The organism is Streptomyces sp. LZ34 (assembly GCF_053890475.1).
Genome location: NZ_CM132680.1, coordinates 2,992,703 through 3,018,795, shown reverse-complemented (window position 1 = coordinate 3,018,795; position 26,093 = coordinate 2,992,703). Strand labels below are relative to the sequence as shown.

The following is a 26,093-nucleotide window of genomic DNA, read 5'->3' as shown; positions in this document are numbered from 1 at the left end:
GGAGTGCCATGCGCCGCGAGTGGGCGGGGGAGTCCGAGCGGGACCGGGCCGTGGAGGCCTATGTCGAAGCAAGGCTGAGACGCGAGAGTGACAGCGGGCGCGGGTCCGGCCTCGGCCGGGCCCGCGCGCCCGGCCCACAGCTCGACGCCACCCTGCTGCTCGGCCCGCGCGGCAGCGGTAAGACCACCCTGCTGCGCCATCTGGAGCGATGGGCGGAGCGCGCGCCCGTCGCCCGCCTCGACCTGGCCGACCTCGGCCAGAAGGGCGGCAAGCCGATCGACGCGCTCACCGCTCTGGTCTTCCGGCTCAACGCGCGCAAGGCCGACTTCCCCAAGCTGGCCTTCCCCTCGTTCGGCCTGCTGGTCATGGCCGTGGCCGCCGAGGTGGACGGGATCGACCGGGACACCGCCGTACGGGACATGGCGGACGCGCTGGCCGGCCCGGAGAGCCGCCGCCTGGAGGTGCTGGGCCGGCTCGCGGACGCCGTGGCCGGTGCCGTCGGCGCGCCCGGGCTGGTCGGCGCCGCCCTGCCCCTGCTGCCCGAGTGGCAGCAAGGCTGGGGCCGGCTGCGCACCCGCCGACGGCTCCGACGGATCCGCCACACCGCGCCCCAGCAGTCCCACGACACATTCCTGCTCGAACTCAACCAGCGCTACGGCGCCAGCGAGGACGAGGAGCGCAAGCGGGCCGAGGCGGTGCTCTTCGCGGCCTTCCTGGACGATCTGCGCCGGGCGTACCGGACCCGTAGCGGCGACCGGCGGCGCACCTCGCGCTGCCTGGTGCTGCTCGACAACGTCGACTCCAGCCTCGGCAGCGACTTCCTCGAGCACCTCCTGGAGGCGCGCCGAGAGGCCGACGACCCGGACCCGCTGGTGGTCGTGGGCGCCGCGGGCAGCTACCCGAGGGTGTTCGAGGACCACGCGTGGGGCGGGGCGCCGCAGCCCGGCGCGTATCCGGGGCGCTGGGACAGCGGTGAGGAGTTCCGGCCGGCCCAGGTCGTCAAGGGGCTGTGCGTCGGACAGCTGCGCGATCTGCGCCGGCTCGAGGTCGAGCGGCAGGCGAAGGAGGTGCTGCGGGCGGCCGGGCGCGACGTACGGGCGCCGCGGGTCGACAGTGGCGTCAAGTGGCTCGGCTGGGCGGCGTACGAGCTGACCCGGGGGCAGCCCGCCGCCACCGCCGCGGTGCTGGAGGCGCTGCTCGGCCGCGGCGCCACCGCGGACTGGGACGAGCGGCTGCGGCAGGTCCTCGATCCGTCCGGGGAACTGGTGGACGGCCTCCTGGACCGGCTGCTGCCCATCGACGCGAGCAGAGATCTGATCCGGGCGCTCACCCGCGCGGCCGCGTCCGTCGACCTGGCCCACGCGGGCGCCGCCGGACAGCTGTGGGGCGAGGCCAACGCGGCGGTGCAGAAGGAGTTCGACGACTTCTGCGCGGATGTGCTGTGCACGATGCACATCGACACCGGCGACCGGGCCGCCGACGGACGGACCGAGACCCTGCACCCGGTGCTGCGCCTGTTGCTGCTGCGCAAGCTGGCCGCGCTGGACCCCACAGGGGGCGCATCCGGCCCGGACGGCTGGGACGCGACCCACACCGCGCTGCGCGCCCAGGCCCAGGAGGCGGGGAAGCCCGGCCTGGCCGCCTATCACGCGCTCGCCCTCGGCGATCTGCCCGCCGCGGCGGGTTACTTGAACGAGCGTTTCGGCCGGATCGCCGCGGAGGACTGGTGCGCCGAGCTGTGCCGGCTGCGCCGGGCACCGCTGCGCCCGCTCGGCCCCGAGGCCCCCCACCGGCCGCCCTGGGAGCGCTACGAGGCGCTCGTCGACTTCCTCAACGAAGGCGAGATCGAGAGCCGGCTGCGCACGGTCACCCGCCTGCTGGCGGCGAGCTGGATCAGCCCCGAGCCACGGTCGGCCCCCGCCACCGACCGGGTCGGGGATCCGTACCGCGATCCGCTCGGCGACCTGTACGCCGAGCTGTACGGGGAGATCGCCGCCCGCTTCAGGACGCTGGCGGCGCACACGGAGAGCGTGAGCTGGGACCGCACGCTGCTGGCGAAGGCGGCGCAGTACGAAGGGAAACCGTGGTGAGCGGCAGGGTGTACGTGCCACCGAGACCCCCGTCCCGGCGGGGCCTGTGGGCCGTCGTGGCCCTGGCAGTCGGCGCCTGCCTGGTCCTGGCGGGCGTGTGGTGGCCCCGCGACTCCGGGCCCGCGCGTTGTGCCGAGGGGGTCTGGAAGCGGGGGCCGGGCGGGGAGTGTGTCGGGGTGAGCGACGGCTCGTATGTCTTCAGCCCCGAGCTCGAGAAGGTCAGCGAGAAGATCCGCGCCGAGAACCGCAGGGTGGAGAAGTCGGGCGACCCCTGGGTCGCGGTCGCCTACACCGAGTCCATGACGAGCAGAAAAGACGGTCCGCGCGCGAACGACCGCGGGCCGGAGGTGGTCCGGGAGGCCATCGAGGGCGCGTATCTGGCGCAGCGCGAGCTCAACGACCCCGAAAGCGGCCACGGCCGCACCCCGCAGCTCAAGCTGTTGCTCGCCAACAGCGGACAGGGCGGCGAGCAGTGGCGGCCACTCGTGGACCAGCTGATCAGGATGTCGAAGGAAGAGCATCTGGTGGGGGTCGCGGGCTTCGGACAGAGTCTGGAGACCACGAAGTCCGCCGTGGACGCGCTGCGCAAGGCGGAGGTCCCGATGGTCGGCGCGACGGTCGCGGCCGACGGGCTGTCCGCCGAGAAGCCGGTGTTCTTCCGGGTGTCCTCGCCCAACACGGACCAGACCGCCATCGCCGCCAAGTATCTGAAGGGCCGGCAGGACGACGACCCGCGCTTCCGGGTCGAGGTCGTCAAGGACATCAAGCACGACGACGCGTACAACGAGACCCTCGACCAGGACTTCGACCGGGCGCGGCGCGCCGAGGGAGTGAAGCTGGTGACCGGGGAAGGGCACTCCTTCGTCTCCGGCAACACCTCGACCGAAACCGCCCTCGCCTCGATCGCCGAGACCATCTGCCTTCCGGAACGTTCGGTCAAGGCCGTCTACTTCGCCGGTCGCGGACGGGAGCTGAAGTACTTCCTCCAGGCCCTCACGGCACCCGGCAGGCGATGCGATCTCACCGTGCTCTCCGGCTCCAGCGCCATAGGCGTCTTCTTCGACCCCGCGTCGAAGGACGGGCTCGCGGTCGCCGGTGATGTGCTCACCCGCTGGAAGCACAGCCGTATCAAGGTCCTCTACACCGGCTACGCCCACCCCGACGCCGCGGCGGAGATCTATCCCCGCCGCGGCGTCAACCCCTACCCCGCCTTCCGGAAGGCGTACCACGACGCCGGATTCGGCGGCGACCAGGAACTACAGAACGGCCAGGCGATGATGGGGCACGACGCGGTGCTCTGCCTGGGGAAGGCCGGCCGCCTGGCGGAGGCCCCGCAGGGGAAGGACGCGGTGGACGCGGCGGGGGTGCGGAACATGCTGCTTCAGGTCGGGAAGCGGTCCGAGCTGCCCGGCCTCAGCGGCCTGATCGCCTTCGACGAGCGGGGCAACCCGAAGGGCAAACCCATGGCCCTGGTGGAGCTCAGCCCCGCCGAGGGCGCCCACTACGTGTACCGCGGCACGGTCTCCCCGTAGCCGCGGCGCTGAGGGCGAGACCCCGGCAGGGGCCTCGCCCGGGGAGCGTCAGCGGTTTCCGCCGCCGTGGACGGTGTCCGTCGCGTGGATCGCCTTCCACGACTTCGGCTGCGCCGCCGTCACGCCCGCACCCGCGTCCGTATCGGCACGCGCCCCCGCCCCGATTCCGGTCGCCCGCGCGGCCGGTGCGCCCGGCTTGGACGCCGTGAACAGCCAGGTGTCGAAGAGGTCGCCGAGCGGCCGGCCCGAGACCTTCTCGGCGTACGTCTCGAAGTCGCGCACCGACCCGTTCCCGTAGCGCCGCTCCGTGGGCCACCCCTTGAGGATCGCGAAGAAGTCGTCGTCGCCGATCTCGTTGCGCAGCGCCTGAAGCGCGATCGCCCCGCGGTCGTACACCGCCGAGTGGAACTGGTTGTCCGGCCCCGGGTCACCCGGCTTGACCGTCCAGAACGCGTCCTCGGCCGGATGCCGCGCGTACACGTAGTCCGCGAGCTCCTGCGCCGTGCCCTCGCCCTCCTTCTCCGACCACAGCCACTGCGCGTAGCGCGCGAAGCCCTCGTTGACCCAGATGTCGCGCCAGTCCTTCACCGAGACGCTGTCGCCGTACCACTGGTGGGCGAGCTCATGGACGACCACCGAGACGTTCGAGCCGCCTCCGAACTGCCGGGGGCTGTAGAACGGGCGGGTCTGGGTCTCCAGCGCGTAGCTGGTCCCCACGTTGGGCACATAGCCGCCGAGCGCGTTGAAGGGATAGGGGCCGAAGACCCCGCTGAGCCAGTCCGCGACCTCGGCCGTCCGCTCGACGCTCGCGCGCGCCGCGCCCGCGTTGTCGCCCAGGTCCTTGCTGTAGGCGTTGATGACCGGCAGGCCGTTCGCGGTGGTGTCGGTGGTGATGTCGAATCTGCCGACGGCGAGGGTGGCGAGATAGCTGGCCTGCGGCCTGTTGGAGCGCCAGCTGTAGCGCGTCCAGCCCGGCCGTGGAGTGGTGGTCGACTGGAGCGTGCCGTTGCTGATCGCCTGTGTCCCCTCGGGCACCGCGACCGACACGTCGTAGGTGGCCTTGTCGAGCGGGTGGTCATTGCTCGGGAACCACCACCAAGCCGTCTCCGGCTCATTCGCCGCGACCCCGCCGTCCGGGGTGCGCAGCCAGGCCGTATACCCGTTCACCTGCACCTTGGAGGGCGTGCCGCGGTAGCGCACGACGACGGTGAAGGGGCGGCCGGAGTCGAGCGGGGCGGCCGGGGTGATCTCCAGTTCGTGGTCGCCCGTCGCCGCGAACGCCGCCTTCTTGCCGCCCACCAGCACCTCGCTCACCTCGAGCGCGAAGTCGAGGTTGAAGCGGGACAGGTCCTGGCTGGCGGTGGCCAAGACCGTCGCCGTGCCCTCCAGCCGGTCGGTGGCCGGCTGGTACGTCAGCCGCAGGTCGTAGTGGGAGACGTCGTACCCGCCGTTGCCGTAGCTGGGGTAGTACGAGTCCCCGATGCCGGGTGCGCCCGGGGTGGCGTCGGCCGCCGAGGCCGGGACCGCCAGGAGCAGGCACGCGGCGGCCGCGCTCGGGACGGTGAGTCTGTGACGCACGGGTCCTCCAACTCGTCGGGGAGAACGATCACTGAAGACCCTAGGTACTCGTCGAGGCCCCCTCCTGTCCATCACCCTGGACGACACACGATCGACATCCGGTCGACATCAGCGGTCACCGTGGCCCCGCCGGCATCCGAATGCCCTCTTCTGCACGGGAGTTGACTCGCGCTACGGTCCGCCCGTGCTGCTACGTATGCGGAAGCCCCGCCGCGCAAGAACACGGATCGCGCTCCGACCGCTCGCGGCCGCCGCCCTGGCGGCCCTCGCCGCGACGCTCATACCGCCCCTCGGCATACCGGCCGCCCAGGCCGCCGAGCGGGAGAGCAGACCGGTCTACTCATACGACAAGGCGATCCGTGAATCCGTATGGGTGGACACCGGATTGGACGGCGACTCGGACGGGAAGACCGACCGGGTCGCCGTCGACATCGTGCGGCCGGGCGAACCCGCCCGGCAGGGCCGCCGGATCCCCGTGATCATGGACGCGAGCCCGTACTACTCCTGCTGCGGACGCGGCAACGAGAGCCAGAAGAAGACCTACGACGCGGCCGGCAAGCCCGTCCTCTTCCCGCTCTTCTACGACAACTACTTCGTGCCGCGCGGCTACGCCACCGTCCTGGTCGACCTCGCCGGAACCAACCGCTCCGACGGCTGTGCGGACATCGGCGGCCGCTCCGACATCCAGTCCGCCAAGGCCGTCGTCGACTGGCTGAACGGCCGCGCCACCGGCTACACCACCCGCACCGGCACCGCGACCGTCACGGCCGGCTGGTCCAACGGCGCCACCGGCATGATCGGAAAGAGCTACGACGGAACCATCGCCAACGGCGTCGCGGCCACCGGCGTCAAGGGCCTGAAGACCATCGTGCCGATCGGCGCCATCTCCTCCTGGTACGACTACTACTTCGCCAAGGGCGCCCCGCTCTTCGACAGCGGCCCCGACGGCCTCGCGGACGCCGTCGAGAGCGACGGCGCGCACGCGCGCTGCGCCGCCGTACAGCAGGAACTCGTCGACGGCGCGCCGCGCAACGGCGACTGGACCGGCCTGTGGACCGGGCGCGACTACGTCCCCAGCGCCGACAAGGTGCGGGCCAGCGTCTTCGCCGTCCACGGGATGCAGGACCTCAACGTCCGTACGAAACACCTCGGGCAGTGGTGGAACGCGCTCGCCGACGCCGGCGTGGAGCGCAAGATCTGGCTCTCGCAGACCGGGCACGTCGACCCCTTCGACTTCCGCCGCGCGGACTGGGTGCGCACCCTGCACCGCTGGTTCGACCACTACCTGCTCGGCATCGACAACGGCGTCGAGCGCGAGCCGATGGCCGACGTCGAGCGCGCCCCCGACCGCTGGTCCACCGACCGCTCCTGGCCCCCCGCCGGCACCCGCCCGACCACGCTGCGGCCCCGCGCCGGCCAGACCCCCGGCGTCGGCGTCCTCGGCACCGAGCCGGCCGAGCCGGGCACCACCGAGACGTTCACCGACGACCCGAGGCTGAGCGAGGCCGACTGGGCCGCCCGGATCGACCAGCCGACGGCCGCCAAGGCCGGGTTCGCCACCGCACCGCTGAAGCAGGACCTGCGGCTCGCGGGCTCGGGCACGGTCACGGTCACCGCGACCCCCTCCACCTCCTCCGCGCATCTGTCCGCGGTCGTGGTGGACCTCGGCCCGGACACCATCCGGAACTACACCGGCGACGGCGAAGGCATCCGCACCCTCGCCGACCGGACCTGCTGGGGCAGCAGCACCGCGGGCGACAGCGCCTGCTTCAAGCGGACCGAGGCGGACCCGGCGAGCGTCGGCTACACCGTCCTCAGCCGCGGCTGGGCCGACCTGGGCCACTGGACGAACGACGGGAAGGGCCGCCCGCTGACCCCCGGCAAGCCCTACACCATCACCCTCGACCTCGCCGCCACGGACCACATCGTCCCCGCGGGCCACCGGCTGGCCCTCATCGTCGCCGGTACGGACGCGGGCCTGATCGAACCGGCGGACACCACACCCACGGTCACCGTCGACCTGGCCCGTACCCGGGCCCGGCTGCCCCTGACCGGTGGCGCCCCCGCGCTCGCCCGGGCCACCGCGGGCACCCCGGCCGACCCCGCACCCGCGCCCACGCTGAAGGGCGTCGCCGAGCCGCGCCAGAAGCCACGGCTGCCCTGATGACGGCTGCCCTGATGAGAGACGCCCGACCACCTCACCCAAGGAGACAGCGCTCAGTGTTCCCACGCATACCGCTGATCCGCTCCGCGGCGGTCGGCGCCGTCGCGCTGCTGACCACGTCGTTCCTCACCGCGCCCGCACACGCCGGAACTCCGAAGCCCCGCACCGGCTTCGAGGCGAGCCACGGCGCGCGCTGGACCACCGAACCGGAGGAGGAGCGCTTCCTCGCCGCGGTCGACGCCGCGAGCGCGCGCGTCGCCGTCGACCGCATCGGCACCACCGCGCAGGGCCGCCCGCTGCGCCTGGTGCGGATCGGCGCGCCCGCCGCCCCGGCCCGCTCCACCGCGGGCGCCAACACGCTGCTGCTGATCTGCTCACAGCACGGCGACGAGCCGTCCGGCCGCGAGGCCTGCCTGTCCACCGTCCGCGACCTCGCCTACGCCAAGGACGCGCGGACCAAGCGCTTCCTGGAGCGTACCAACGTCCTCGTCATCCCGGCCGCGAACCCTGACGGCCGCGCCGCCGACACCCGCGAGAACTCCGAGGGCGTCGACATCAACCGCGACCACATCGCCCTCGAGACCGCGGAGGCCCGCGCGGCGGCCGCCGTCCTCCGCGACTGGCGGCCCGACACCGTCTACGACCTCCACGAGTACGGGGCCACCGTCCCGTACTACATGAAGGACCTGCTGGCGCTGTGGCCGCGCAACCTCAACACGGCGGACGCCGTGCACGAGGAGGCGCGCACGCTCTCCGACTCGTACGTCCGGCCGCACGTCGAGCGGGCGGGCTTCGACACCGGCGTCTACGGCATCTGGACCGACCCGGAAACCGGAGATCCCATCAAGCAGGTCGCGGGCGACGGCCAGGAGCGGATCCTGCGCAACACCGCCGGGGTCAAGAACTCCGTCGGCCTCCTCGTCGAGACGCGGGTCGACCCGCTCACCGACGCGGAAAAGGCCGACCCCGCGGTCAACAACCGGCGCCGGGTGGGCTCCCAGCTCGCCGCGCTCGACGGCGCCTTCGCCTTCACGGACGAGCGGCGCGGGCGTATTGAGGCCGCCACCACCCGAGCCCGGCTGACCGGCTACGCCGACCGCGGCCCGGTCTACCTCGGCGGCGGCGACAACGACCCCGCAGGCGAGGACGAGACCCTCGCCGACCCGCCGTGCGGCTATCTGCTGGACGCCGGACAGTACGCGCGGGTGAAGGACGAGCTCGCGCTGCACGGCGTCGCGGTGCGGCCCCGTCAGGACGGCGTGGACGGTGCCTTCGTACCGCTGCGCCAGTCGCTGCGCGCGCTGGTGCCGCTGCTCCTCGACGGCCGCGCCACCTACCACCTGACCGAGGGACAACCGGCCGACACCTGCTGAGACCTGCTGACCGGCCCGTTTTCTCACCCCAGCCCGGCGGCCTCCTCAGCGCACCCCCAGGCGACGGTGACGCCCGCCCCGCCGTGTCCGTAGTTGTGCACGAGGCGGACACCGCCCACCGCGGTGTCCGCCTCCAGCCGCACCCGCGACCGGGCCGGGCGCAGCCCCACCCGGTGCCCGATGACGCGGGCGTCCGCCAGCCGGGGCCCGACCGCGCGGGCGCAGCGGGCCACGATGGCCTCGGCCGTCGCCGGGTCGGGCGTCAGATCCCAGACGTCCTCCCGGGCGGTGCCGCCGAGGATCACCCCGTACGGCTGGGGCAGTACGTACAGCGTGTCCGCCGAGCCGGGGTCGGCGGACACGAACCACTCGTCCACTCCCGGGTTCTCGACGATCACCAACTGGCCCTGCACCGGGCGCACCTCGGCGTCCGGCACCAGGTCGCGGGCGCCGAGGCCGGTGCAGTTGACGACGAGCGGCGCTTCCCGCGCGGCCTCGGCCCACGTGGTCACGGCGCGCTGCTCGACGCTGCCGCCCGCCGCCTCCAGCCGACGCCGCAGATAGCCGAGATGGGTCGACATGTCGACCACCGGAATCCGCGCCCGCAGGCCGTGGGTCCAGCCCTCCGGCAGCTCCTCGCGCCGCGCCGGGCGCAGCCCCGGCACCTCGGCGGCCCAGGGGCCGAGGTCCCCGAGGCCGATGCCCGCCTGCGTCCCGTCGACCATCCGGACGCCGGTCTCCCCGGGCCGGGCGGCCAGTTCGGTGAGCACCCCGAGCGTACGCAGGGCCCAGGCGCCCACCTTCTCCTCCGGCTGGACGCGGTACGGCCACCACAGCCCGCCGGCCACCGCCGAGGTGGTGGCCCCGGCCGGATCCCGGCTCCACACCGCTACCCGCCGGCCGCTCTCGGCCAGCACGATGGCGCTGGTCAGGCCGATGACCCCGGCGCCGACGACTATCGCATCGCTCGTCATGCCCGGAGGCTATCGCCGGGGCGTGCTGCGCGGTGACAGTGCCCCGATATGGGAATACTTGGGGCATGACCTCCGAGTACGCGACCTTCGGCCTCGCGCCGGCGATGCGCGCCGGCGGCGTGCTGTCCAAGGGCGCGTACCGGATACACCGCGATTTCCTGGACTTCATCGTCGACGGCAGACCGCTGCTGTCGCGCCTCGCCGACCTCGACGCGGTCTCGCCGCTCGCCGCCGACCTCGGCCCCACCATCTTCACCGCCCAGGTGCGCGGCCTGCTGCTGGAGACCGAGGCGCCGCTGCCGGCCGGCCGCCGTGTCCTCTACGGCTGCCCCGAGTGCGAGGGCCTGGAGTGCGGTGTGGTCACGGCGGTCATCGAGCGCGACGGACCGGACGTCGTCTGGCGCGACTTCGCCTGGCAGACCGACGACACACCGGACATCTACCCCGACCTCGGTCCGTACCGCTTCCGCGGCGGGCAGTACCGCGCCGAACTGGAGCGGCTGCTCGCACTCGAGGCCCCGGCGGGGCGCCGGGTGCTGCTCGTGGGGCAGCGCGTCGCCTTCCTCGCCAAGCTCGCCGCGGCGCTGCGCACCATCGGCATCGGCGCCGAGATCACCCGGGACGCGGTGGCCGCCCACGCCGACGAGCTGCGCGGATACGGCGTCGTGGCCTTCGGCCGGACGGTCGGCCCCGAAGAGCGCGCCGCCGTGCGCGACGCCTTCGCGGCGGCGGGCTCCGACGCGGTCTTCGTCGCCGAGTCGGCCCCGATCGTCCCCCTCCTCGTCGCCCGGATCGAACAGGCCCTGGACCGCTCCCCTCAGGACCAGCGGCGGCTGGCCGGGCTCCGGGCCGAGGGCGCCGAGGCGCTGCTGGAGGTCGTCTCCCCGTGCCGGGTGCGGGTCCTGGTCCACCGCCTCGACCGGCTCGGCCGCCCCCGCACCCAGGACCTGTTCGACGACCAGCTGGAGCCGGGCACCCACCGCATCCCCCTGGACGCGCGGGCCGCGCGGGCCGTGCGGGGGGACGCCTTCGTGGTCGCCCGCACCTCCAGCACCGTCCTCGTGGCCCCGGTGTCCCACTGACGGGCAGCCGCCCCGGCCCCCGGCCCCGCTCCCGGAAAACCGCGCGACAGCCACCGCGCCGCTCCGGTTAGGATCGGCGCTCTGATGACTGCCACTCTCGTCGCCAAGGACCTCGCCGCGGGCCACGGTGACCGCACCCTCTTCTCCGGCCTCGACCTGGTCGTGGCGCCCGGAGAGGTGATCGGTCTCGTCGGCGCCAACGGCGCCGGGAAGTCCACACTGCTGCGCCTGCTGGCCGGGCTGACCGACCCCGAGCACGGGGCCGTGCGGCTGAGCCCGCCGCATGCGACCGTGGGCCATCTGCCGCAGGAGCCCGAGCGGCGGCCGGCCGAGACCGTACGGGACTTCCTGGCCCGGCGTACGGGCGTGGCCGCCGCCCAGGCCGCGCTGGACGCCGCCACCCAGGCACTGGTCGACGGCGCGCCCGGCGCCGACGACACCTACGCCACCGCCCTGGAGCGCTGGCTCGGGCTCGGCGCCGCCGACCTGGACGAGCGCGCCGACGAGGTCGCGGCCTCGCTGGGGCTCGACATCTCCCTGGACCGGCCGATGACCGCCCTGTCGGGCGGGCAGGCGGCGCGCGCCGGGCTCGCCTCGCTGCTGCTCAGCCGCTATGACGTGTTCCTGCTCGACGAGCCGACGAACGACCTGGACCTGGACGGGCTGCGGCGCCTGGAGAGCTTCGTCCAAGGGCTGCGCGCCGGCACGGTGCTGGTCAGCCACGACCGCGAGTTCCTCGCCCGTACGGTCGACAAGGTCCTCGAACTCGACCTCGCCCAGCAGCAGGTGAACCTCTACGGCGGTGGCTACGCCTCCTATCTGGAGGAGCGCGAGACCGCCCGCCGCCACGCCCGCGAGCGCTTCGAGGAGTACGCGGACACCCGCGCCACCCTGGAGACTCGGGCCCGCACGCAGCGCGCCTGGATGGAGAAGGGCGTCAAGAACGCCCGCCGCAAGGCCACCGACGGCGACAAGATCGGGCGGAACGCCCGGGTCGAGGCCACCGAGAAGCAGGCCGCCAAGGCGCGCCAGACCGACCGGATGATCGAGCGGCTGGAGGCGGTCGAGGAGCCGCGCAAGGAGTGGGAGCTGCGGATGGAGATCGCCGCCGCGCCGCGCTCGGGCGCGGTGGTGGCGACCCTGCGCGGCGCTCAGGTGCGGCGCGGCGAATTCCACTTCGGCCCCGTCGACCTCCAGATCGACTGGGCGGACCGGGTCGCGGTCACCGGAGCGAATGGCTCCGGCAAGTCCACGCTGCTGGCCGCGCTCCTCGGCCGCCTCCGGCTGGACGCGGGCGCGGCGGCGCTCGGGCCGGGCGTGGTGGTCGGCGAGATCGACCAGGCGCGCGCCCTGTTCTTCGGCGGCGAAGCGCTGCTGGACGCCTTCGGCGCGGCGGTGCCGGAGCTGCAGCCGGCGGAGGTGCGCACGCTGCTGGCCAAGTTCGGCCTCAAGGCCGAGCATGTGCTGCGCCCCGCGTCCACCCTGTCCCCGGGCGAACGCACCCGCTCGGCGCTCGCCCTGCTCCAGGCCCGCGGCGTCAACCTGCTCGTCCTGGACGAGCCCACCAACCACCTGGACCTGCCCGCCATCGAGCAACTGGAGTCCGCGCTGGCCTCCTACACCGGCACGCTCCTGCTGGTCACCCACGACCGCCGGATGCTCGACGCGGTGCACACCACCCGCCGCCTCCAGGTCGCGGGCGGCCAGGTGGCCGAACTCTGACCGAAGGACCCGGCAGCGCCGGAACCGGGCGCGGGGGAGTGCCCCGCGCCCGGTTCCGGCGGTACGACGACTGGGCACGGGCGGTCCCGCGCCGGGGAGGGGCGGCCCGCCGCTCGCGGGCGGCGCGCCGTAACCCCGATATCCCCCGCCGGGAGGCGCTACCGCTTCTTCGGGTCCAGCAGCCCCGCACGCCGCAGCGCGTCCGCCATCGCTCCGTTGGCCGGGGCCGCGTCGCGGCCGCCGGATCCGCCACGCTGCCCCCGGCCGCCGCCCTGGCGCTGCTGAGGGGCCCCACGGCGGCCGCCGCCGCGGGGGCCGCGGTCGTCCTGGGCGGAGCGGTCCCGGTTGCGGTCGCGGCCGCCGCCCGACCCCGCGCCCGCCTCGTCGTCCAGTCTCAGCGTCAGCGAGATCCGCTTGCGCGGGATGTCCACGTCCAGGACCTTCACCCGCACGATGTCCCCCGGTTTCACCACATCCCGCGGATCCTTGACGAACGTCTTCGACATCGCGGAGACGTGCACCAGGCCGTCCTGGTGCACACCGACGTCGACGAACGCCCCGAACGCGGCCACATTGGTGACGACGCCCTCCAGGATCATCCCCGCGGCCAGGTCGCCGATCTTCTCGACGCCCTCCTTGAAGGTCGCGGTCTTGAACGCGGGCCGCGGGTCGCGGCCGGGCTTCTCCAGCTCCTTGAGGATGTCGGTGACCGTGGGCAGCCCGAAGGTGTCGTCGACGAACTCCTCCGGCCTGAGCCTGCGCAGCACGGACGTGTTGCCGATGAGCGAGGCCACCGCGTCGCCCGCCGAGGTGGCCATCGACCGCACCACCGGATACGCCTCCGGGTGCACGCTGGAGGCGTCCAACGGGTCGTCGCCGCCGCGGATGCGCAGGAAGCCCGCGCACTGCTCGTACGCCTTGGGGCCGAGCCGGGGCACGTCCTTGAGCGTCTTGCGGCTGCGGAAGGGGCCATGGGCGTCCCGGTGGGCGACGATGTTCTCCGCGAGCCCGCCGCCGATGCCCGAGACCCGGCTGAGCAGCGGGGCGGAGGCGGTGTTGACGTCGACCCCGACGCCGTTCACACAGTCCTCGACGACCGCGTCGAGCGAGCGGGAGAGCTTCACCTCGGACAGGTCGTGCTGGTACTGGCCGACGCCGATCGACTTCGGGTCGATCTTGACCAGCTCGGCGAGCGGGTCCTGAAGCCGCCGCGCGATGGACACGGCGCCGCGCAGCGAGACATCCAGGCCCGGCAGCTCCTGGGAGGCGAAGGCCGAGGCGGAGTACACCGAGGCGCCGGCCTCCGAGACCATCACCTTGGTGAGCTTCAGCTCGGGATGGGCGCCGCACAGCTCGGCCGCGAGTTTGTCGGTCTCGCGGGACGCCGTGCCGTTGCCGATCGCGATGAGCTCGACGTCGTGCTCGCGCGCCAGCCGAGCCAGCTTGGCGAGGGACTCGTCCCACTTGTTCTGCGGGACGTGCGGGTAGATCGTCTCGGTCGCGGCCACCTTGCCGGTGGCGTCGACGACGGCCACCTTCACCCCGGTACGGAACCCGGGGTCCAGGCCCATCGTGGCGCGGGTGCCGGCCGGGGCGGCGAGGAGGAGATCGCGGAGGTTGGCGGCGAAGACGCGCACCGCCTCGTCCTCGGCGGCCTGCCGCAGCCGCAGCCGCAGGTCGATGCCGAGGTGCACCAGGACCCGGGTGCGCCAGGCCCAGCGCACCGTGTCGGCCAGCCACTTGTCGGCCGGGCGGCCCCGGTCGGCGATGCCGAAGCGGTGCGCGATGCTGCGCTCGTACGAGGTGGGGCCCGCTACCTCGGAGGGCTCCTCAGGCTCCAGGGTGAGCTCGAGCATCTCCTCCTTCTCGCCGCGGAACATCGCCAGCACCCGGTGCGAGGGCAGCTCCGTGAACGGCTCGGCGAAGTCGAAGTAGTCGGCGAACTTCGCGCCCGCCTCCTCCTTGCCCTCCCGCACCTTGGTGGCCACCCGCCCCCGCGTCCACATGCGCTCGCGGAGCTCGCCGATGAGGTCCGCGTCCTCGCTGAACCGCTCGGTGAGGATGGCCCGCGCGCCCTCCAGCGCGGCGGCGGGGTCCGCGACCCCCTTCTCCGCGTCGACGAAGGTGGCCGCGGCGGCCAGCGGCTCCACGGACGGGTCGCCGAGCAGCCCCTCGGCCAGCGGCTCGAGCCCGGCCTCCCGCGCGATCTGCGCTTTCGTGCGGCGCTTCGGCTTGAAGGGGAGGTAGATGTCCTCCAGCCGGGCCTTGGAGTCCGCGGCCAGGATCTGCGCCTCCAGGGCCTCGTCGAGCTTGCCCTGGGACCTGACCGACTCCAGGATCGCGGCCCGCCGCTCCTCCAGCTCCCGCAGATAGCGCAGCCGCTCCTCGAGGGTGCGCAGCTGCGCGTCGTCGAGCATCTCGGTCGCTTCCTTGCGGTACCGCGCGATGAAGGGCACGGTCGAGCCGCCGTCGAGCAGCTCGACGGCGGCCCTCACCTGCCGCTCCCGTACGCCGAGCTCCTCGGCGATCCTGCCTTCGATGGACGTCGTCACGATCACGCTCCGCTTTCTGTCTGCGCTGCGACCTGCATTGTGGCAGGTGGCACTGACACAAGCGGGCGCGACCGACCGGAAGTCGTCGCCGGGCGCCGTACGCGACGCGGGGCACGGGCAGTCGCCGGCGTGCGCGGCGTGCGGTTGGGCGCCGTCGGGAGGCGGCGGATCGTGCTCAACGACCGGGTAACCCACCGCGCCACCGGCAAACCGCCCACCGCCGCTCAGCGCTTGCCGATGCCGCTCAGCGCTTGCCGATGAGGTCCGCGGGGAACGCGCCCGCCGCGATCGCGGCGTTGGTGAAGGCGCCCGCCAGCTCCGTCAGCCGCGCCACGCCCGCCGCCCCGAGGTGCTCGTACGGGGCCCGGTCCAGCCGGTCCGTCTCGTCCTCGAGGGCCTTGCGCAGGTCCGTGCCCGCCGGGGTCAACTCCCCGTCGGCGGCCAGCAGTCCGCGCTCCCGCAGCCGCTCCCGCGCGGCCGCCCACTCCTGGTCCGACCAGCCCCTCGTCCGCAGGATCCACTTCGGGGACATGCCCTTGCCGCTCGCCGCATGGCTGGCCAGCGCCTCCACGGGGTCGAGCCCGGCGCCCAGGAGGGTCATCAGATGGCCGTCGCCGCGGTGCTCGCGCAGCAGCGTGGCGGCGTGCCAGTAGGCCAGGTGCGGGGCGTCGGGGACGGGGAGGTCGGCGTGCGCGGCGTACAGGGGGCGGGCGGCGCGGGAACACGCCTCCGTGGCGCGCAGCGCCAGCTCCGCGGCCTCGGCCATCTCCTTCGAGGAGACCGCGTCGTCGCCGAGCAGCCGCCGCAGCACGCTGTCGACCGCGCGCAGCCGGGCCGCCAGCGCGGCCTCGGGGGAGACCACGTCCCAGGCGGCGGGGAGGTGGCGGGCGACCAGGTCGTGCTTGAAGTTGAAGAAGGTCGCGGTGACGGTCCCGGCACCGACGCGGCCGAACGCCGCCGCGCGGTTGACGAAGTAGTCGGCGCCCCGGTCCTCGATCCCCAGCCGCTTGAGCTCTCGCCCGAAGTCGGGCGCGAAGTAGACGCTCGAGTGGATGGGGTTGACGACGCTGTGGCAGCGCCGCGCGGCACGCTCGGGAAGTGAGGTCATGACCGTATGTTACTTGCGGGTATGGGGAGTGTGTCGGGCCCGGGCGCCGCGGTCGCACAAGACTGTCGTACAGGTCTGTCGTGACAAGGCCGGGCTACATCGGGACGCCGGCGTCGGCCGGCGTCGGGGGCGTCCAGCCGAAGCGCGGGGCGCGCCGCTCGAGAAAGGCGGCGACGCCCTCCCCGATCTCGCCGCTGCCGCGCACCTGGTCCCGCCAGTAGTCCAGGCGCGCCGGATCGACGGGCCCGGCCGTGAACTCCTTGGCCGCCGTCTGGGTGAGCGCGGAGCGGGACAGCAGCACCCGCGTGAACTCCGCCACCCGCTCGCCCAGCCCGCCCGGCGGCAGCACCTCGTCCACCAGCCCCGTCCGCAGCGCCCGCTCGGTGCCGATCAGCTCGCCGGAGAGCAGCAGGTATTTGGCGGGCGCCGGGCCGACCAGGTCCATCAGCCGCCGGGTGGACGAGGGTGCGTAGACGATCCCGAGCCTGGCCGGAGTGACCCCGAAGCGGGCGCCCTGCTCGGCGAACCGCAGGTCGCAGGCGGCGGCCAGCTGACAGCCGCCGCCCACGCAGTAGCCGCGCACCGCGGCGAGCGTCGGTTTGGGGAACCCGGCCAGGGCCTCCTCGGCGGGCAGCGCCAGCGCCGTGGTGTCCTCGTACGTCGCGCCCAGCGAGCCGATGTCCGCGCCCGTGCTGAAGGTGTCCCCCTCGCCGGTGAGCACCAGCGCCCGTACGGCCGGGTCCGCGGCCAGCCGCTCCAGCAGCGGGGGCAGCGCGCGCCACATGCCGGGGGTCAGCGCGTTGTGCTTGGCGGGGTTGCGGATCACGACGGTCGCTATGCCGTCGGTGACGTCGTGCTGCAGGCAGGGCTCCATGGCGCGGATCGTATCCGGCCCGCTCAAGCGACTGTCGGCATCGCCGGAAGCAGGCCGGGCAGGAACAGTCGAGCGAGTGACTCTGGCATACGCACGCGGTCAAAAGCCGTCGATAGGGAGCGACTTGCGCTCAGTCAGCCGGTCCGTACCGACACGTTCCCAACACTCGATGACGAGAGGTCGAGCTGCGGCGATGGGTGGGGATCGGACATGGAAATCGTCGGGAGCGTCCCTCCTGAACGGGGAGCGGCCCCGCCCCGCGGGCCGGTCGCCTACGAGGGCGTCTGGCGCTTCACCGCCCCCGCGCTCGACACCTCGGTCCCACAGGCCCGGCACGCGGTGCGGGACCTGCTCGCCCACCAGCGGGTGCCCGCCCCTGACGAGCTCGTGCAGAACCTTCTGCTGATCGTCTCCGAACTGGTCACCAACGCCGTACGGCACGCGGCGCTGCTCTCCCCGGAGATCGCCGTGGAGGTGTCCATCGGTCCGGACTGGGTGCGGGTCGCGGTCGAGGACAACCACCCCTACCGGCCCAAGGCGCTGATGGCCGACCAGGGCCGGACCGGGGGGCGCGGGCTGTTACTGGTCCAGACGATCGCCGAGGAAGAGGGCGGGGTCTACGACGTCCAGCACACGGCGAGCGGCGGCAAGGTGGTCTGGGCCGCGCTGCCGCTCGCGGCCGCCCGGGCCGCTACCAGCCTGCCGCCGCTCCGGTGACCTCCCGGATCACCGGCCGGGCCGCGTCCAGCACGGTCATGAACCAGGCAGAGAAGGGGTTCCGCTCGAGCAGCCGGGTCAGCTCCTCGGGGGTGACGAAGGCGGTCTCGTCGATCTCCTGCGGGTCCGGGTGCGGCTGCGCCCGGACCAGCCCCGCGAAGAGATGGTTGTACTCCTGCTCCACCAGCCCCGACACCGGATCCGGATGGTTGTAGCGCACCGTGCCCGCCTCGCGCAGCAGCGCGGGCGCCACCCCCAGCTCCTCACCCGTACGCCGGGCCGCGGCCACGAACGGCGGCTCGCCGGGGTACGGGTGGCCGCAGCAGGTGTTCGACCAGACGCCGGGGGAGTGGTACTTGCCCAGGGCCCGGCGCTGGAGCAGCAGCCGCCCGCCGTCGTCGAAGAGGAAGACGGAGAAGGCCCGGTGCAGCCGGCCGGGGGCGAGGTGGGCGGAGAGCTTCTCCGCGGTGCCGATGGTCCTGCCGTCCTCGTCGACCAGCTCCAGCATGATCGACTCCGTGGAACCGGCCGGTGCGCCCGGCGCGGCGGGCCTGGCGGAGTCGGTGGTACGGCCGTTGGCGGGTGTGATTGGCATGACCATCCTCATCGTCCGTCTCGGAACCTTCAAGTCTGCCGCACCTGTGCCCTGCGTCAGTGGCAAAGTTTGGCTTCGTGCTCAGCATGTCCGCCTGGCTCCAGCTGGAACGTGCAGTGGGCCACGTCGAAGTGTTCGCCCAGACAGCCCTGCAGGTCGTGCAGCATCTGCTCATGGCCGACGGCGTCCAGCGCCCGCCTGCTGACGACCACGTGTGCGGAGAGTACCGGCATGCCCGAGGTGATGGTCCATACATGCAGATCATGCAGCCCTTCGACGCCGGGGAGGGCGAGGATGTGGGCCCGTACCTGATCCATGTCCACCTCCCGCGGCGCCGCCTCCAGCAGCACGTTCAGCGTGTCCCGCAGCAGCCGGAACGTCCGCGGCACGATCATGAGGCCGATCAGCAGCGAGGCGATCGGATCCGCCGCCTGCCAGCCGGTGGTCACGATGATCCCCGCCGATACGAGGACCGCGACCGAGCCCAGCGCGTCCGCCAGCACCTCCAGGAACGCCCCGCGGACGTTGAGGCTCTCCCGCTGCCCGCCCCTGAGCAGCGCCAGTGACACCGCGTTCGCGGCCAGGCCGACGGCGCCGAACAGGATCGTCAGCCCGCCGTGGCTGGCGACCGGGGTGATGAACCGCAGCACCGCCTCGTACAGGATGTAGCCGCCCACGCCGAGCAGCAGCAGGCAGTTCGCCAGCGCGGCCAGGATCTCGGCCCGTGCGTAGCCGTAGGTGCGGCGCGGGCTCGGCGGGCGGTTCGCGAAGTGGATCGCCAGCAGCGCCATGGCGAGCCCGAGGGCGTCGGTGGCCATGTGGCCGGCGTCCGCGAGCAGCGCGAGCGAACCGGCGAGCACACCGCCGGCCACCTCCACGGCCATCACCGTGAGCGTGATGCCGAGGGCGGCCCGCAGCCGCCACTGGTGCGCGGCGCCCGCCGTGCCGAGGCCGCCGCCGTGGTCGTGGCCCGCGCCCATGTACGGCCTCCTCCCGCGCGCCGCCACTGCCCGGGCGCGCCAGCTGCCTACGGCCCAGTGAACTACGGCGGTCCCCTAAGGCACGGTCAGCCGCGCCGGGCCTGAGCCCGCGCTCCCTGCTGCCGGACGGTCTAAGACCGCCCGGAAGCAGGGTGGTGCAGGCACCAGCCCTCCCAGGCCGACCGCACCATCGCCGCCACCCCGTGCCGCGCGCTCCAGCCCAGCTCCTTGGCGATCAGCTCGGCCGATCCGACGACCCGGGCCGGATCGCCCGCGCGGCGCGCCTCGACCACCGGGGCGAGCTCCGGGTGGCCGGTGACCTCGCCGATCAGCTGGGCCATCTCGCGCACCGAGACGCCCTTGCCGGTGCCGATGTTCACCGTCAGATCGCCCCCTCCGGGCCGCTCGGCCAGCCGGCGGGCCACGGCGAGGTGGGCGGAGGCCAGGTCCTCGACATGGATGTAGTCACGGATGCAGGAGCCGTCCGGCGTCGGATAGTCGTCGCCGAAGATCCGGGGCGCCTCGCCCTGGGTGATCCGCTCGAACATCATCGGGATGATGTTGAACACTCCGGTGTCGGCCAGCTCGGGGCGGGTGGCGCCCGCCACATTGAAGTAGCGCAGACAGGCCGTGGAGATCGAATGGGCCGCGCCCGTGGCTCTGACCAGCCACTCTCCGGCCAGCTTGGTCTCTCCGTACGGGTTCACCGGCCGGCAGGGGGTGTCCTCGGTGACGAGTTCCACATCCGGCATCCCGTAGACGGCGGCGGAGGAGGAGAAGACGAAGCTGCCGACCCCGGCCGCGACCACCGCCTCCAGCAGCACCGTCAGGCCGTGCACATTCTCGCGGTAGTAGCGCAACGGCTGCTCGACGGACTCCCCGACCTGCTTCTTCGCCGCCAGGTGCACCACCCCGGTCACGCCGAGGTCGGCGAAGGTGCGGTCCAGCAGCTCACGGTCGAGCGTGGAGCCCTGTACCAAAGGGATGCCGTCCGGCAGCCGCTCGGCGACACCGCTGGACAGATCGTCGAGCACGGCGACACGCTCCCCGGCCTCCGCCATGACCCGCACGACATGCGCCCCGATATATCCGGTACCACCTGTGATCAGCCACGTCATGACCGCACCTTATCCACAGCCGGGGCGGGCGGCGTTTGTCCTGGAGCACCGCCATCCACCATGATGATCGCGGCAGCGGAAGCCGTCGTTCCTCCGAGCGGGTGATGAATGTGCGGTGAACGGACGCTTCCTTTCATCCGATAGCCTCTGCCGACGTGCCGCCCGCCCCTCATGGGGCCCGGGGCGTGCGACGACCGCTGTCCGGACGGCGGCCACCGGCCGATCCCTGTCCGGCGCGGCCACCGTGCCAGCTGCCAAGGAGTGAGTTCGTCTGTCGACCGCCATTCTCACCGGTCCCGCGGTCGCGGGCTCGTCTCTTGAGGACGACCTGCGGTCGCTGGGGTTCGACGTGCGCACGGCAGCCGACGCCGCCGGGGTCGCGAGGGAACTCGCGGCCGCCCCGGCGCGTGAGCGGGTGGCCCTGGTCGACCCGCGCTTCGTCGGCCACGTCCACGCGCTGCGCCTGGCCCTGACCGATCCGCGCTTCCCGGCCGCCGCGGTCCACGGCGCCCTCACCGCCCAGCCGGAGGCCCGCGCGGCGCTCACCCGCGCGCTGGCGGCGTACGCACCGGGGGCGGCGGCGCCCGGGCGCGGCGCCCTCGCCGCGGCCGGCGCCACGGCGGCCCCCGGGGCGGAGGTCCTCCTGCCGGCCCCGGACGGCCTCGCCGTACTGCCCGACGCCCTCGCCGACGCACTGGACGCCGAGGACGTCGCCGTGCACCGGCCCGAGCTGGGGGTGCTCGTCGCCGACGTGCCCGAGGACGCGCCGGGGCGCACGGAGGCGCTGGCCCGCACCCGGGCGGTGGACGACGAGCGGGTGCGACTGCGCAGCGCCGTCAAGTCGCGTGACGGCTTCTTCACGACCTTCTGCATCAGCCCCTACTCGCGCTACATCGCCCGCTGGTGCGCCCGCCGCGGGCTGACGCCCAACCAGGTCACCACCGCCTCCCTGCTCACCGCCCTCGTCGCGGCGGGCTGCGCGGCCACCGGCACCCGCCCCGGATTCATCGCGGCCGGGCTGCTGCTGATCGCCTCCTTCGTCCTGGACTGCACCGACGGCCAGCTCGCCCGCTACTCCCTCCAGTACTCCACGCTCGGCGCCTGGCTGGACGCCACGTTCGACCGGGCCAAGGAGTACGCGTACTACGCGGGGCTCGCGTTGGGCGCCGCGCGCGGGGGCGGGGATGACGTATGGGCGCTCGCGCTCGGCGCGATGGTGCTGCAGACCTGCCGCCACGTCGTCGACTTCTCCTTCAACGAGGCGAACCACGACGCCACCGGCAACACCAGCCCCACCGCCACCTTCTCCAACCGCCTCGACAGCGTCGGCTGGACCGTCTGGCTGCGCCGGATGATCGTGCTGCCGATCGGCGAGCGCTGGGCGCTGATCGCGGTGCTCACCGCGTGCACCACGCCCCGCATCACCTTCTATGTGCTGCTCATCGGCTGCGCGCTGGCCGCCTGCTACACCACCGCGGGCCGGGTGCTGCGGTCGCTGACCCGCAAGGCGCGGCGTACGGACCGCGCGGCGCTCGCCCTCGCGGACCTCGCCGACTCGGGCCTGCTCGCCCAGGGCCTCGCCGCGGCCCTCCGCGGGGCCGCGCGCCGGCTCCCGGCCCTCGCCGCCCCCGCCCTCGCCCTGCTCGGGGCGGCCGTCGTGGTCGCCGTGGCGGCGCTCACGTCCTTCGGCAGCCCCTGGGCGGTCGTCGCCGCCGCGGGCTACGCGCTCACCTCCGGACTGGCCGTGGCCCGTCCACTGGAGGGCCCGCTCGACTGGCTTGTACCGCCGGTCTTCCGCGCCGCGGAATACGGCACCATCCTGGTCCTGGCAGCTGACTCGGGGGTGAACGGGGCCTTGCCCGCCGCTTTCGGGCTGGTGTCGGCGGTCGCCTACCATCACTACGACACGGTGTACCGCATCCGCGGCGGCACCGGCGCGCCCCCGCACCGGCTGGTGCGGGCGATCGGCGGGCACGAGGGGCGGACCCTGGCGGTCACGGTCGCCGCCGCCCTGCTGTACGAGCAGAACCAAGGCTTCACCATCGCGCTGACCGCCCTCGCGGCGGCCCTCGCGCTGACCGTGCTCAGCGAGAGCATCCGCTTCTGGGTGTCCTCCGGAGCACCCGCTGTACACGACGAAACAGGAGAACCCGCATGATCGGCCTCGTGCTGGCGGCCGGCGCCGGACGGCGTCTGCGCCCTTACACCGACACCCTTCCCAAGGCCCTGGTGCCCGTCGATGGTGACACCACCGTCCTCGACCTCACCCTTGGCAACTTCGCGGAGGTGGGCCTCACCGAGGTCGCGATCGTGGTCGGTTACCGCAAGGAGGCCGTGTACGAGCGCAAGGAGGCGCTGGAGGCGAAGTACGGCCTCAAGCTCACCCTCATCGACAACGACAAGGCCGAGGAGTGGAACAACGCCTACTCCCTGTGGTGTGCCCGTGACGCGATCCAGCACACCGTGATCCTCGCCAACGGCGACACCGTGCACCCGGTCTCCGTCGAGAAGACCCTGCTCGCCGCCCGGGGCAACGGCCAGAAGATCATCCTCGCCCTGGACACGGTCAAGCAGCTCGCCGACGAGGAGATGAAGGTCGTCGCGGACCCCGAGAAGGGCGTCCAGAAGATCACCAAGCTCATGGACCCGGCCGAGGCGACCGGCGAGTACATCGGCGTCACCCTCATCGAGGGCGAGGCCGCCGCGGAGCTGGCGGACGCGCTGAAGACCACTTTCGAGCGCGACCCCGACCTGTACTACGAGGACGGCTACCAGGAGCTGGTCAACCGCGGCTTCAAGGTCGACGTGGTCCCGATCGGCGACATCAAGTGGGTCGAGATCGACAACCACGACGACCTCGCGAAGGGCCGTGAGATCGCATGCCAGTACTGACCCGCCTCATCCCGTCTCCCGTCTCCGTCGACATCAACGCCGGGGCCCTGGACGACTTGGCGGGCCTGCTGGCCGACCAGCGCATCTCGGCCTCCGGCAAGCTGGCGATCGCGATCAGCGGCGGCTCCGGCGCCGTACTGCGCGACCGGCTGGCCCCGGTGCTGCCGGGCGCCGACTGGTTCGAGCTGGCCGACGGCACCATCGACGGCGCCATCCAGCTGGCTGACGCCATGAAGTCCGGGCACTACGACGCCGTCGTCGGCCTGGGCGGCGGGAAGATCATCGACGCCGCCAAGTACGCCGCCGCGCGTATCGGCCTGCCGATGGTCGCCGTCGCGACGAACCTGTCGCACGACGGCATCTGCTCGCCGGTGTCGATCCTCGACAACGACGCGGGCCGCGGCTCATACGGTGTGCCGACCCCGATCGCGCTGGTCATCGACCTCGACGTGATCCGTGACGCCCCCGTGCGCTTCGTCCGCTCCGGCATCGGCGACGCCGTCTCCAACATCTCCGCGATCGCGGACTGGGAGCTGTCGCACCGCGAGACGGGCGAGCCGATCGACGGCCTCGCGGCGGCCATGGCCCGTACAGCGGGCGAGTCGGTGCTCCGGCACCCCGGCGGCTGCGGCGACGACGACTTCCTGACCGTGCTGTCCGAGGGACTGGTGCTGTCCGGCATCGCCATGTCGATCGCCGGTCACACCCGGCCGTCCTCCGGCGCCTGCCATGAGATCAGCCACGCCTTCGACCTGCTCTACCCCAAGCGCTCCGCGCTCCACGGCGAGCAGGTCGGCCTCGGCGCCGCCTTCGCGATGCACCTGCGGGGCGCGCTCGAGGAATCCGCGCTGATGGTCGACGTACTGCGGCGGCACGGCCTGCCCGTCCTGCCGACCGAAATCGGATTCAGCGAGGACGAGTTCGTCAAGGCGGTGGAGTACGCCCCGCAGACCCGCCCCGGGCGCTACACGATCCTCGAGCACCTTGACCTCTCCTCCGACGCGATCAGGGACGCATACGCCGACTATGCCAAAGCAGTCAGTCAAACCATCGGTGGCTGAACTCCGCCCGGTCGTCCACCCCGAGGGTGTGAAGGACCGGCGGAGCGGTGAGCACTGGGGGGGACGCCTGTACATGCGGGAGATCTCGCTGCGGGTGGACCGGCATCTGGTGAACACGCGGGTCACGCCCAACCAGCTCACGTACCTGATGACCGTCTGCGGCGTGCTCGCGGCCCCGGCACTGCTGGTGCCGGGGATCGCGGGCGCCGTCCTCGGCGTGCTGATGGTCCAGCTCTACCTGCTGCTCGACTGCGTCGACGGCGAGATCGCGCGCTGGAGGCAGCAGTTCTCCCTCGGCGGGGTCTACCTGGACCGGGTCGGCGCCTATCTGACCGACGCCGCGGTGCTCGTCGGCTTCGGCCTGCGCGCCGCCGATCTGTGGGGCAGCGGGCGGATCGACTGGCTCTGGGCCTTCCTCGGCACCCTGGCCGCCCTCGGCGCGATCCTGATCAAGGCCGAGACGGACCTCGTCGGCGTCGCCCGCCACCAGGGCGGGCTGCCGCCGGTCAAGGAGGCGGCGTCCGAGCCGCGCTCCTCCGGCATGGCGATGGCCCGCAGGGCCGCCGGGGCGCTGAAGTTCCACCGGCTGGTGCTCGGGATCGAGGCGTCCCTGCTGATCCTGGTCCTGGCGGTGCTGGACTCGGTGCGGGGCGACCTGTTCTTCTCCCGGCTCGGCGTCGCCGTACTCGCGGGCATCGCCCTTCTGCAAACCCTTCTTCACCTGGTGTCCATCCTCGCGTCGAGCAGGTTGAAGTGATGACGGACACACTCACGGTCGGCGCGGTCGTCCTGACGATGGGCAACCGCCCCGACGAGCTGCGCGCGCTGCTCGACTCGGTCGCCAAGCAGCACGGCGACCGGATCGAGGTGGTCGTCGTGGGCAACGGCTCACCGCTGCCCGAGCTGCCGGACGGGGTGCGCACCGTCGAGCTCCCGGAGAACGTCGGCATCCCGGCCGGGCGCAACGTCGGCATCGAGGCGTTCGGCCCCGGCGGCACCGAGGTCGACGTGCTGCTCTTCCTCGACGACGACGGTCTGCTGCCCCATGCGGACACCGCCGAGCTGTGCCGGCAGGCCTTCGCCGCCGACCCGGAGCTCGGCATCATCTCCTTCCGCATCGCCGACCCCGAGACCGGCACCACGCAGCGCCGCCATGTGCCCCGGCTGCGCGCCTCCGACCCCATGCGGTCCTCGCGGGTGACCACCTTCCTCGGCGGTGCCAACGCGGTCCGTACAAAGGTCTTCGCGCAGGTCGGCGGGTTGCCGGACGACTTCTTCTACGCCCATGAGGAGACCGACCTCGCCTGGCGCGCCCTGAACGCGGGCTGGATGATCGATTACCGGTCGGACATGGTGCTGCACCACCCGGCCACCGCGCCGAGCAGGCACGCGGTCTACCACCGTATGGTCGCCCGCAACCGGGTCTGGCTGGCGCGGCGCAACCTCCCCATCCCGCTCATCCCCGTGTATCTCGGCGTCTGGCTGCTGCTCACCTTGGCCCGGCGACCCTCGAAAGCCGCCCTCCGTGCCTGGTTGGGCGGGTTCCGGGAAGGCTGGAAGACACCGTGTGGTGCACGCCGCCCCATGAAGTGGCGTACGGTATGGCGCCTGACCCGACTGGGCCGACCGCCTGTCATCTGACAAGCTCGTATCTGAGAGCATCGGGCGCGACCCGGGGCGC

Annotated in this window: 20 protein-coding genes; 12 read left to right on the top strand and 8 right to left on the bottom strand. The window is 73.0% G+C overall.

The genetic code is table 11. The features are described from left to right. Positions 1-8: 8 nt before the first annotated feature. Complete coding sequence (locus ACWY4P_RS11285) at positions 9-2,090, top strand: ATP-binding protein (protein ID WP_456210312.1); 2,082 nt, start codon at positions 9-11, stop codon at positions 2,088-2,090. Continuing rightward, on the top strand, positions 2,087-3,622 hold the full coding sequence (locus ACWY4P_RS11280) for an ABC transporter substrate-binding protein (RefSeq protein ID WP_456210310.1): 1,536 nt from the start codon (positions 2,087-2,089) through the stop codon (positions 3,620-3,622). Before ACWY4P_RS11285 ends, ACWY4P_RS11280 begins: the two co-directional genes overlap by 4 nt. A 48-nt stretch (positions 3,623-3,670) precedes the next feature. Here the strand turns inward: ACWY4P_RS11280 and ACWY4P_RS11275 are convergent, their stop codons facing one another. Beyond that, a complete protein-coding gene (locus ACWY4P_RS11275) occupies positions 3,671-5,200 on the bottom strand; it encodes a M1 family metallopeptidase (RefSeq protein ID WP_456210309.1) in 1,530 nt (509 codons plus the stop codon). A 196-nt stretch (positions 5,201-5,396) separates the two neighbouring features. On the opposite strand from ACWY4P_RS11275, the gene ACWY4P_RS11270 reads away from it, so the two are divergent. Both ACWY4P_RS11270 and ACWY4P_RS11265 read left to right on the top strand, forming a co-directional pair. Then, positions 5,397-7,364 (top strand): Xaa-Pro dipeptidyl-peptidase, encoded by a 1,968-nt coding sequence (locus ACWY4P_RS11270; protein WP_456212885.1) that lies wholly within the window; start codon positions 5,397-5,399, stop codon positions 7,362-7,364. Positions 7,365-7,420: 56 nt separating this feature from the next. Then, positions 7,421-8,737 (top strand): M14 family zinc carboxypeptidase, encoded by a 1,317-nt coding sequence (locus tag ACWY4P_RS11265; protein WP_456210307.1) that lies wholly within the window; start codon positions 7,421-7,423, stop codon positions 8,735-8,737. A gap of 23 nt (positions 8,738-8,760) precedes the next feature. Here the strand turns inward: ACWY4P_RS11265 and ACWY4P_RS11260 are convergent, their stop codons facing one another. Next, positions 8,761-9,711, bottom strand: coding sequence for an FAD-dependent oxidoreductase (locus ACWY4P_RS11260; protein WP_456210305.1), 951 nt, complete (start codon positions 9,709-9,711; stop codon positions 8,761-8,763). A 65-nt stretch (positions 9,712-9,776) separates the two neighbouring features. On the opposite strand from ACWY4P_RS11260, the gene ACWY4P_RS11255 reads away from it, so the two are divergent. Both ACWY4P_RS11255 and ACWY4P_RS11250 read left to right on the top strand, forming a co-directional pair. Further along, the gene (locus tag ACWY4P_RS11255; RefSeq protein ID WP_456210303.1) at positions 9,777-10,793 is read left to right on the top strand and encodes an oxidoreductase; all 1,017 of its coding nucleotides are present in this window, start codon (positions 9,777-9,779) and stop codon (positions 10,791-10,793) included. Positions 10,794-10,877: 84 nt separating this feature from the next. After that, entirely contained in the window at positions 10,878-12,515 is a 1,638-nt protein-coding gene (locus ACWY4P_RS11250) for an ABC-F family ATP-binding cassette domain-containing protein (RefSeq protein WP_456210301.1), read from the top strand. Positions 12,516-12,673: 158 nt separating this feature from the next. On the opposite strand, the gene ACWY4P_RS11245 is transcribed toward ACWY4P_RS11250, so the two are convergent. The 3 genes from ACWY4P_RS11245 to ACWY4P_RS11235 form a co-directional block, all read right to left on the bottom strand. Then, a complete protein-coding gene (locus ACWY4P_RS11245) occupies positions 12,674-15,067 on the bottom strand; it encodes a Tex family protein (protein WP_456210299.1) in 2,394 nt (797 codons plus the stop codon). Positions 15,068-15,311: 244 nt separating this feature from the next. After that, positions 15,312-16,175, bottom strand: coding sequence for an SCO6745 family protein (locus tag ACWY4P_RS11240; RefSeq protein ID WP_456210298.1), 864 nt, complete (start codon positions 16,173-16,175; stop codon positions 15,312-15,314). 94 nt (positions 16,176-16,269) lie between these two features. Continuing rightward, positions 16,270-17,049: an enoyl-CoA hydratase/isomerase family protein gene (locus tag ACWY4P_RS11235; protein ID WP_456210296.1), complete on the bottom strand. Its 780-nt coding sequence runs from the start codon at positions 17,047-17,049 to the stop codon at positions 16,270-16,272. A gap of 210 nt (positions 17,050-17,259) precedes the next feature. On the opposite strand from ACWY4P_RS11235, the gene ACWY4P_RS11230 reads away from it, so the two are divergent. Continuing rightward, positions 17,260-17,766 carry an ATP-binding protein gene (locus ACWY4P_RS11230; protein ID WP_456210294.1) on the top strand — a complete coding sequence of 169 codons (507 nt, stop codon included), beginning with the start codon at positions 17,260-17,262 and terminating at the stop codon, positions 17,764-17,766. Here the strand turns inward: ACWY4P_RS11230 and idi are convergent. From idi to galE, 3 genes are all read right to left on the bottom strand, one after another. Then, positions 17,741-18,361, bottom strand: coding sequence for an isopentenyl-diphosphate Delta-isomerase (idi, locus tag ACWY4P_RS11225; protein ID WP_456210292.1), 621 nt, complete (start codon positions 18,359-18,361; stop codon positions 17,741-17,743). The two genes, ACWY4P_RS11230 and idi, sit on opposite strands and share 26 nt — an antisense overlap. 56 nt (positions 18,362-18,417) lie before the next feature. Beyond that, on the bottom strand, positions 18,418-19,341 hold the full coding sequence (locus tag ACWY4P_RS11220; RefSeq protein ID WP_456210290.1) for a cation diffusion facilitator family transporter: 924 nt from the start codon (positions 19,339-19,341) through the stop codon (positions 18,418-18,420). A gap of 131 nt (positions 19,342-19,472) precedes the next feature. Next, complete coding sequence (gene galE / locus ACWY4P_RS11215) at positions 19,473-20,459, bottom strand: UDP-glucose 4-epimerase GalE (RefSeq protein WP_456210288.1); 987 nt, start codon at positions 20,457-20,459, stop codon at positions 19,473-19,475. Between the two features lie 271 nt (positions 20,460-20,730). On the opposite strand from galE, the gene ACWY4P_RS11210 reads away from it, so the two are divergent. The 5 genes from ACWY4P_RS11210 to ACWY4P_RS11190 are packed head-to-tail and all read left to right on the top strand — an operon-like array spanning position 20,731 to position 26,053. Then, on the top strand, positions 20,731-22,617 hold the full coding sequence (locus tag ACWY4P_RS11210) for a DUF5941 domain-containing protein (RefSeq protein WP_456212884.1): 1,887 nt from the start codon (positions 20,731-20,733) through the stop codon (positions 22,615-22,617). Next, positions 22,614-23,351 carry a phosphocholine cytidylyltransferase family protein gene (locus tag ACWY4P_RS11205; protein ID WP_456210286.1) on the top strand — a complete coding sequence of 246 codons (738 nt, stop codon included), beginning with the start codon at positions 22,614-22,616 and terminating at the stop codon, positions 23,349-23,351. The genes ACWY4P_RS11210 and ACWY4P_RS11205 overlap by 4 nt, the downstream gene beginning before the upstream one ends. Further along, positions 23,339-24,412 (top strand): iron-containing alcohol dehydrogenase family protein, encoded by a 1,074-nt coding sequence (locus ACWY4P_RS11200; RefSeq protein WP_456210284.1) that lies wholly within the window; start codon positions 23,339-23,341, stop codon positions 24,410-24,412. Before ACWY4P_RS11205 ends, ACWY4P_RS11200 begins: the two co-directional genes overlap by 13 nt. Further along, the gene (locus ACWY4P_RS11195; RefSeq protein WP_456210282.1) at positions 24,378-25,169 is read left to right on the top strand and encodes a CDP-alcohol phosphatidyltransferase family protein; all 792 of its coding nucleotides are present in this window, start codon (positions 24,378-24,380) and stop codon (positions 25,167-25,169) included. Before ACWY4P_RS11200 ends, ACWY4P_RS11195 begins: the two co-directional genes overlap by 35 nt. Next, entirely contained in the window at positions 25,169-26,053 is an 885-nt protein-coding gene (locus ACWY4P_RS11190) for a glycosyltransferase family 2 protein (RefSeq protein ID WP_456210280.1), read from the top strand. Before ACWY4P_RS11195 ends, ACWY4P_RS11190 begins: the two co-directional genes overlap by 1 nt. The last annotated feature ends 40 nt before the right edge of the window (positions 26,054-26,093 follow it).

Coding starts and splice junctions, on each gene's coding strand:
- idi (WP_456210292.1), bottom strand. CDS start 18,361: ATGCCAATCACACCCGCCAACGGCCGTACCACCGACTCCGCCAGGCCC.
- ACWY4P_RS11250 (WP_456210301.1), top strand. CDS start 10,878: ATGACTGCCACTCTCGTCGCCAAGGACCTCGCCGCGGGCCACGGTGAC.
- ACWY4P_RS11205 (WP_456210286.1), top strand. CDS start 22,614: ATGATCGGCCTCGTGCTGGCGGCCGGCGCCGGACGGCGTCTGCGCCCT.
- ACWY4P_RS11190 (WP_456210280.1), top strand. CDS start 25,169: ATGACGGACACACTCACGGTCGGCGCGGTCGTCCTGACGATGGGCAAC.
- ACWY4P_RS11255 (WP_456210303.1), top strand. CDS start 9,777: ATGACCTCCGAGTACGCGACCTTCGGCCTCGCGCCGGCGATGCGCGCC.
- ACWY4P_RS11200 (WP_456210284.1), top strand. CDS start 23,339: ATGCCAGTACTGACCCGCCTCATCCCGTCTCCCGTCTCCGTCGACATC.
- ACWY4P_RS11240 (WP_456210298.1), bottom strand. CDS start 16,175: ATGACCTCACTTCCCGAGCGTGCCGCGCGGCGCTGCCACAGCGTCGTC.
- ACWY4P_RS11220 (WP_456210290.1), bottom strand. CDS start 19,341: ATGGGCGCGGGCCACGACCACGGCGGCGGCCTCGGCACGGCGGGCGCC.
- ACWY4P_RS11195 (WP_456210282.1), top strand. CDS start 24,378: ATGCCAAAGCAGTCAGTCAAACCATCGGTGGCTGAACTCCGCCCGGTC.
- ACWY4P_RS11235 (WP_456210296.1), bottom strand. CDS start 17,049: ATGGAGCCCTGCCTGCAGCACGACGTCACCGACGGCATAGCGACCGTC.
- ACWY4P_RS11285 (WP_456210312.1), top strand. CDS start 9: ATGCGCCGCGAGTGGGCGGGGGAGTCCGAGCGGGACCGGGCCGTGGAG.
- ACWY4P_RS11260 (WP_456210305.1), bottom strand. CDS start 9,711: ATGACGAGCGATGCGATAGTCGTCGGCGCCGGGGTCATCGGCCTGACC.
- ACWY4P_RS11230 (WP_456210294.1), top strand. CDS start 17,260: ATGGAAATCGTCGGGAGCGTCCCTCCTGAACGGGGAGCGGCCCCGCCC.
- ACWY4P_RS11270 (WP_456212885.1), top strand. CDS start 5,397: ATGCGGAAGCCCCGCCGCGCAAGAACACGGATCGCGCTCCGACCGCTC.
- galE (WP_456210288.1), bottom strand. CDS start 20,459: ATGACGTGGCTGATCACAGGTGGTACCGGATATATCGGGGCGCATGTC.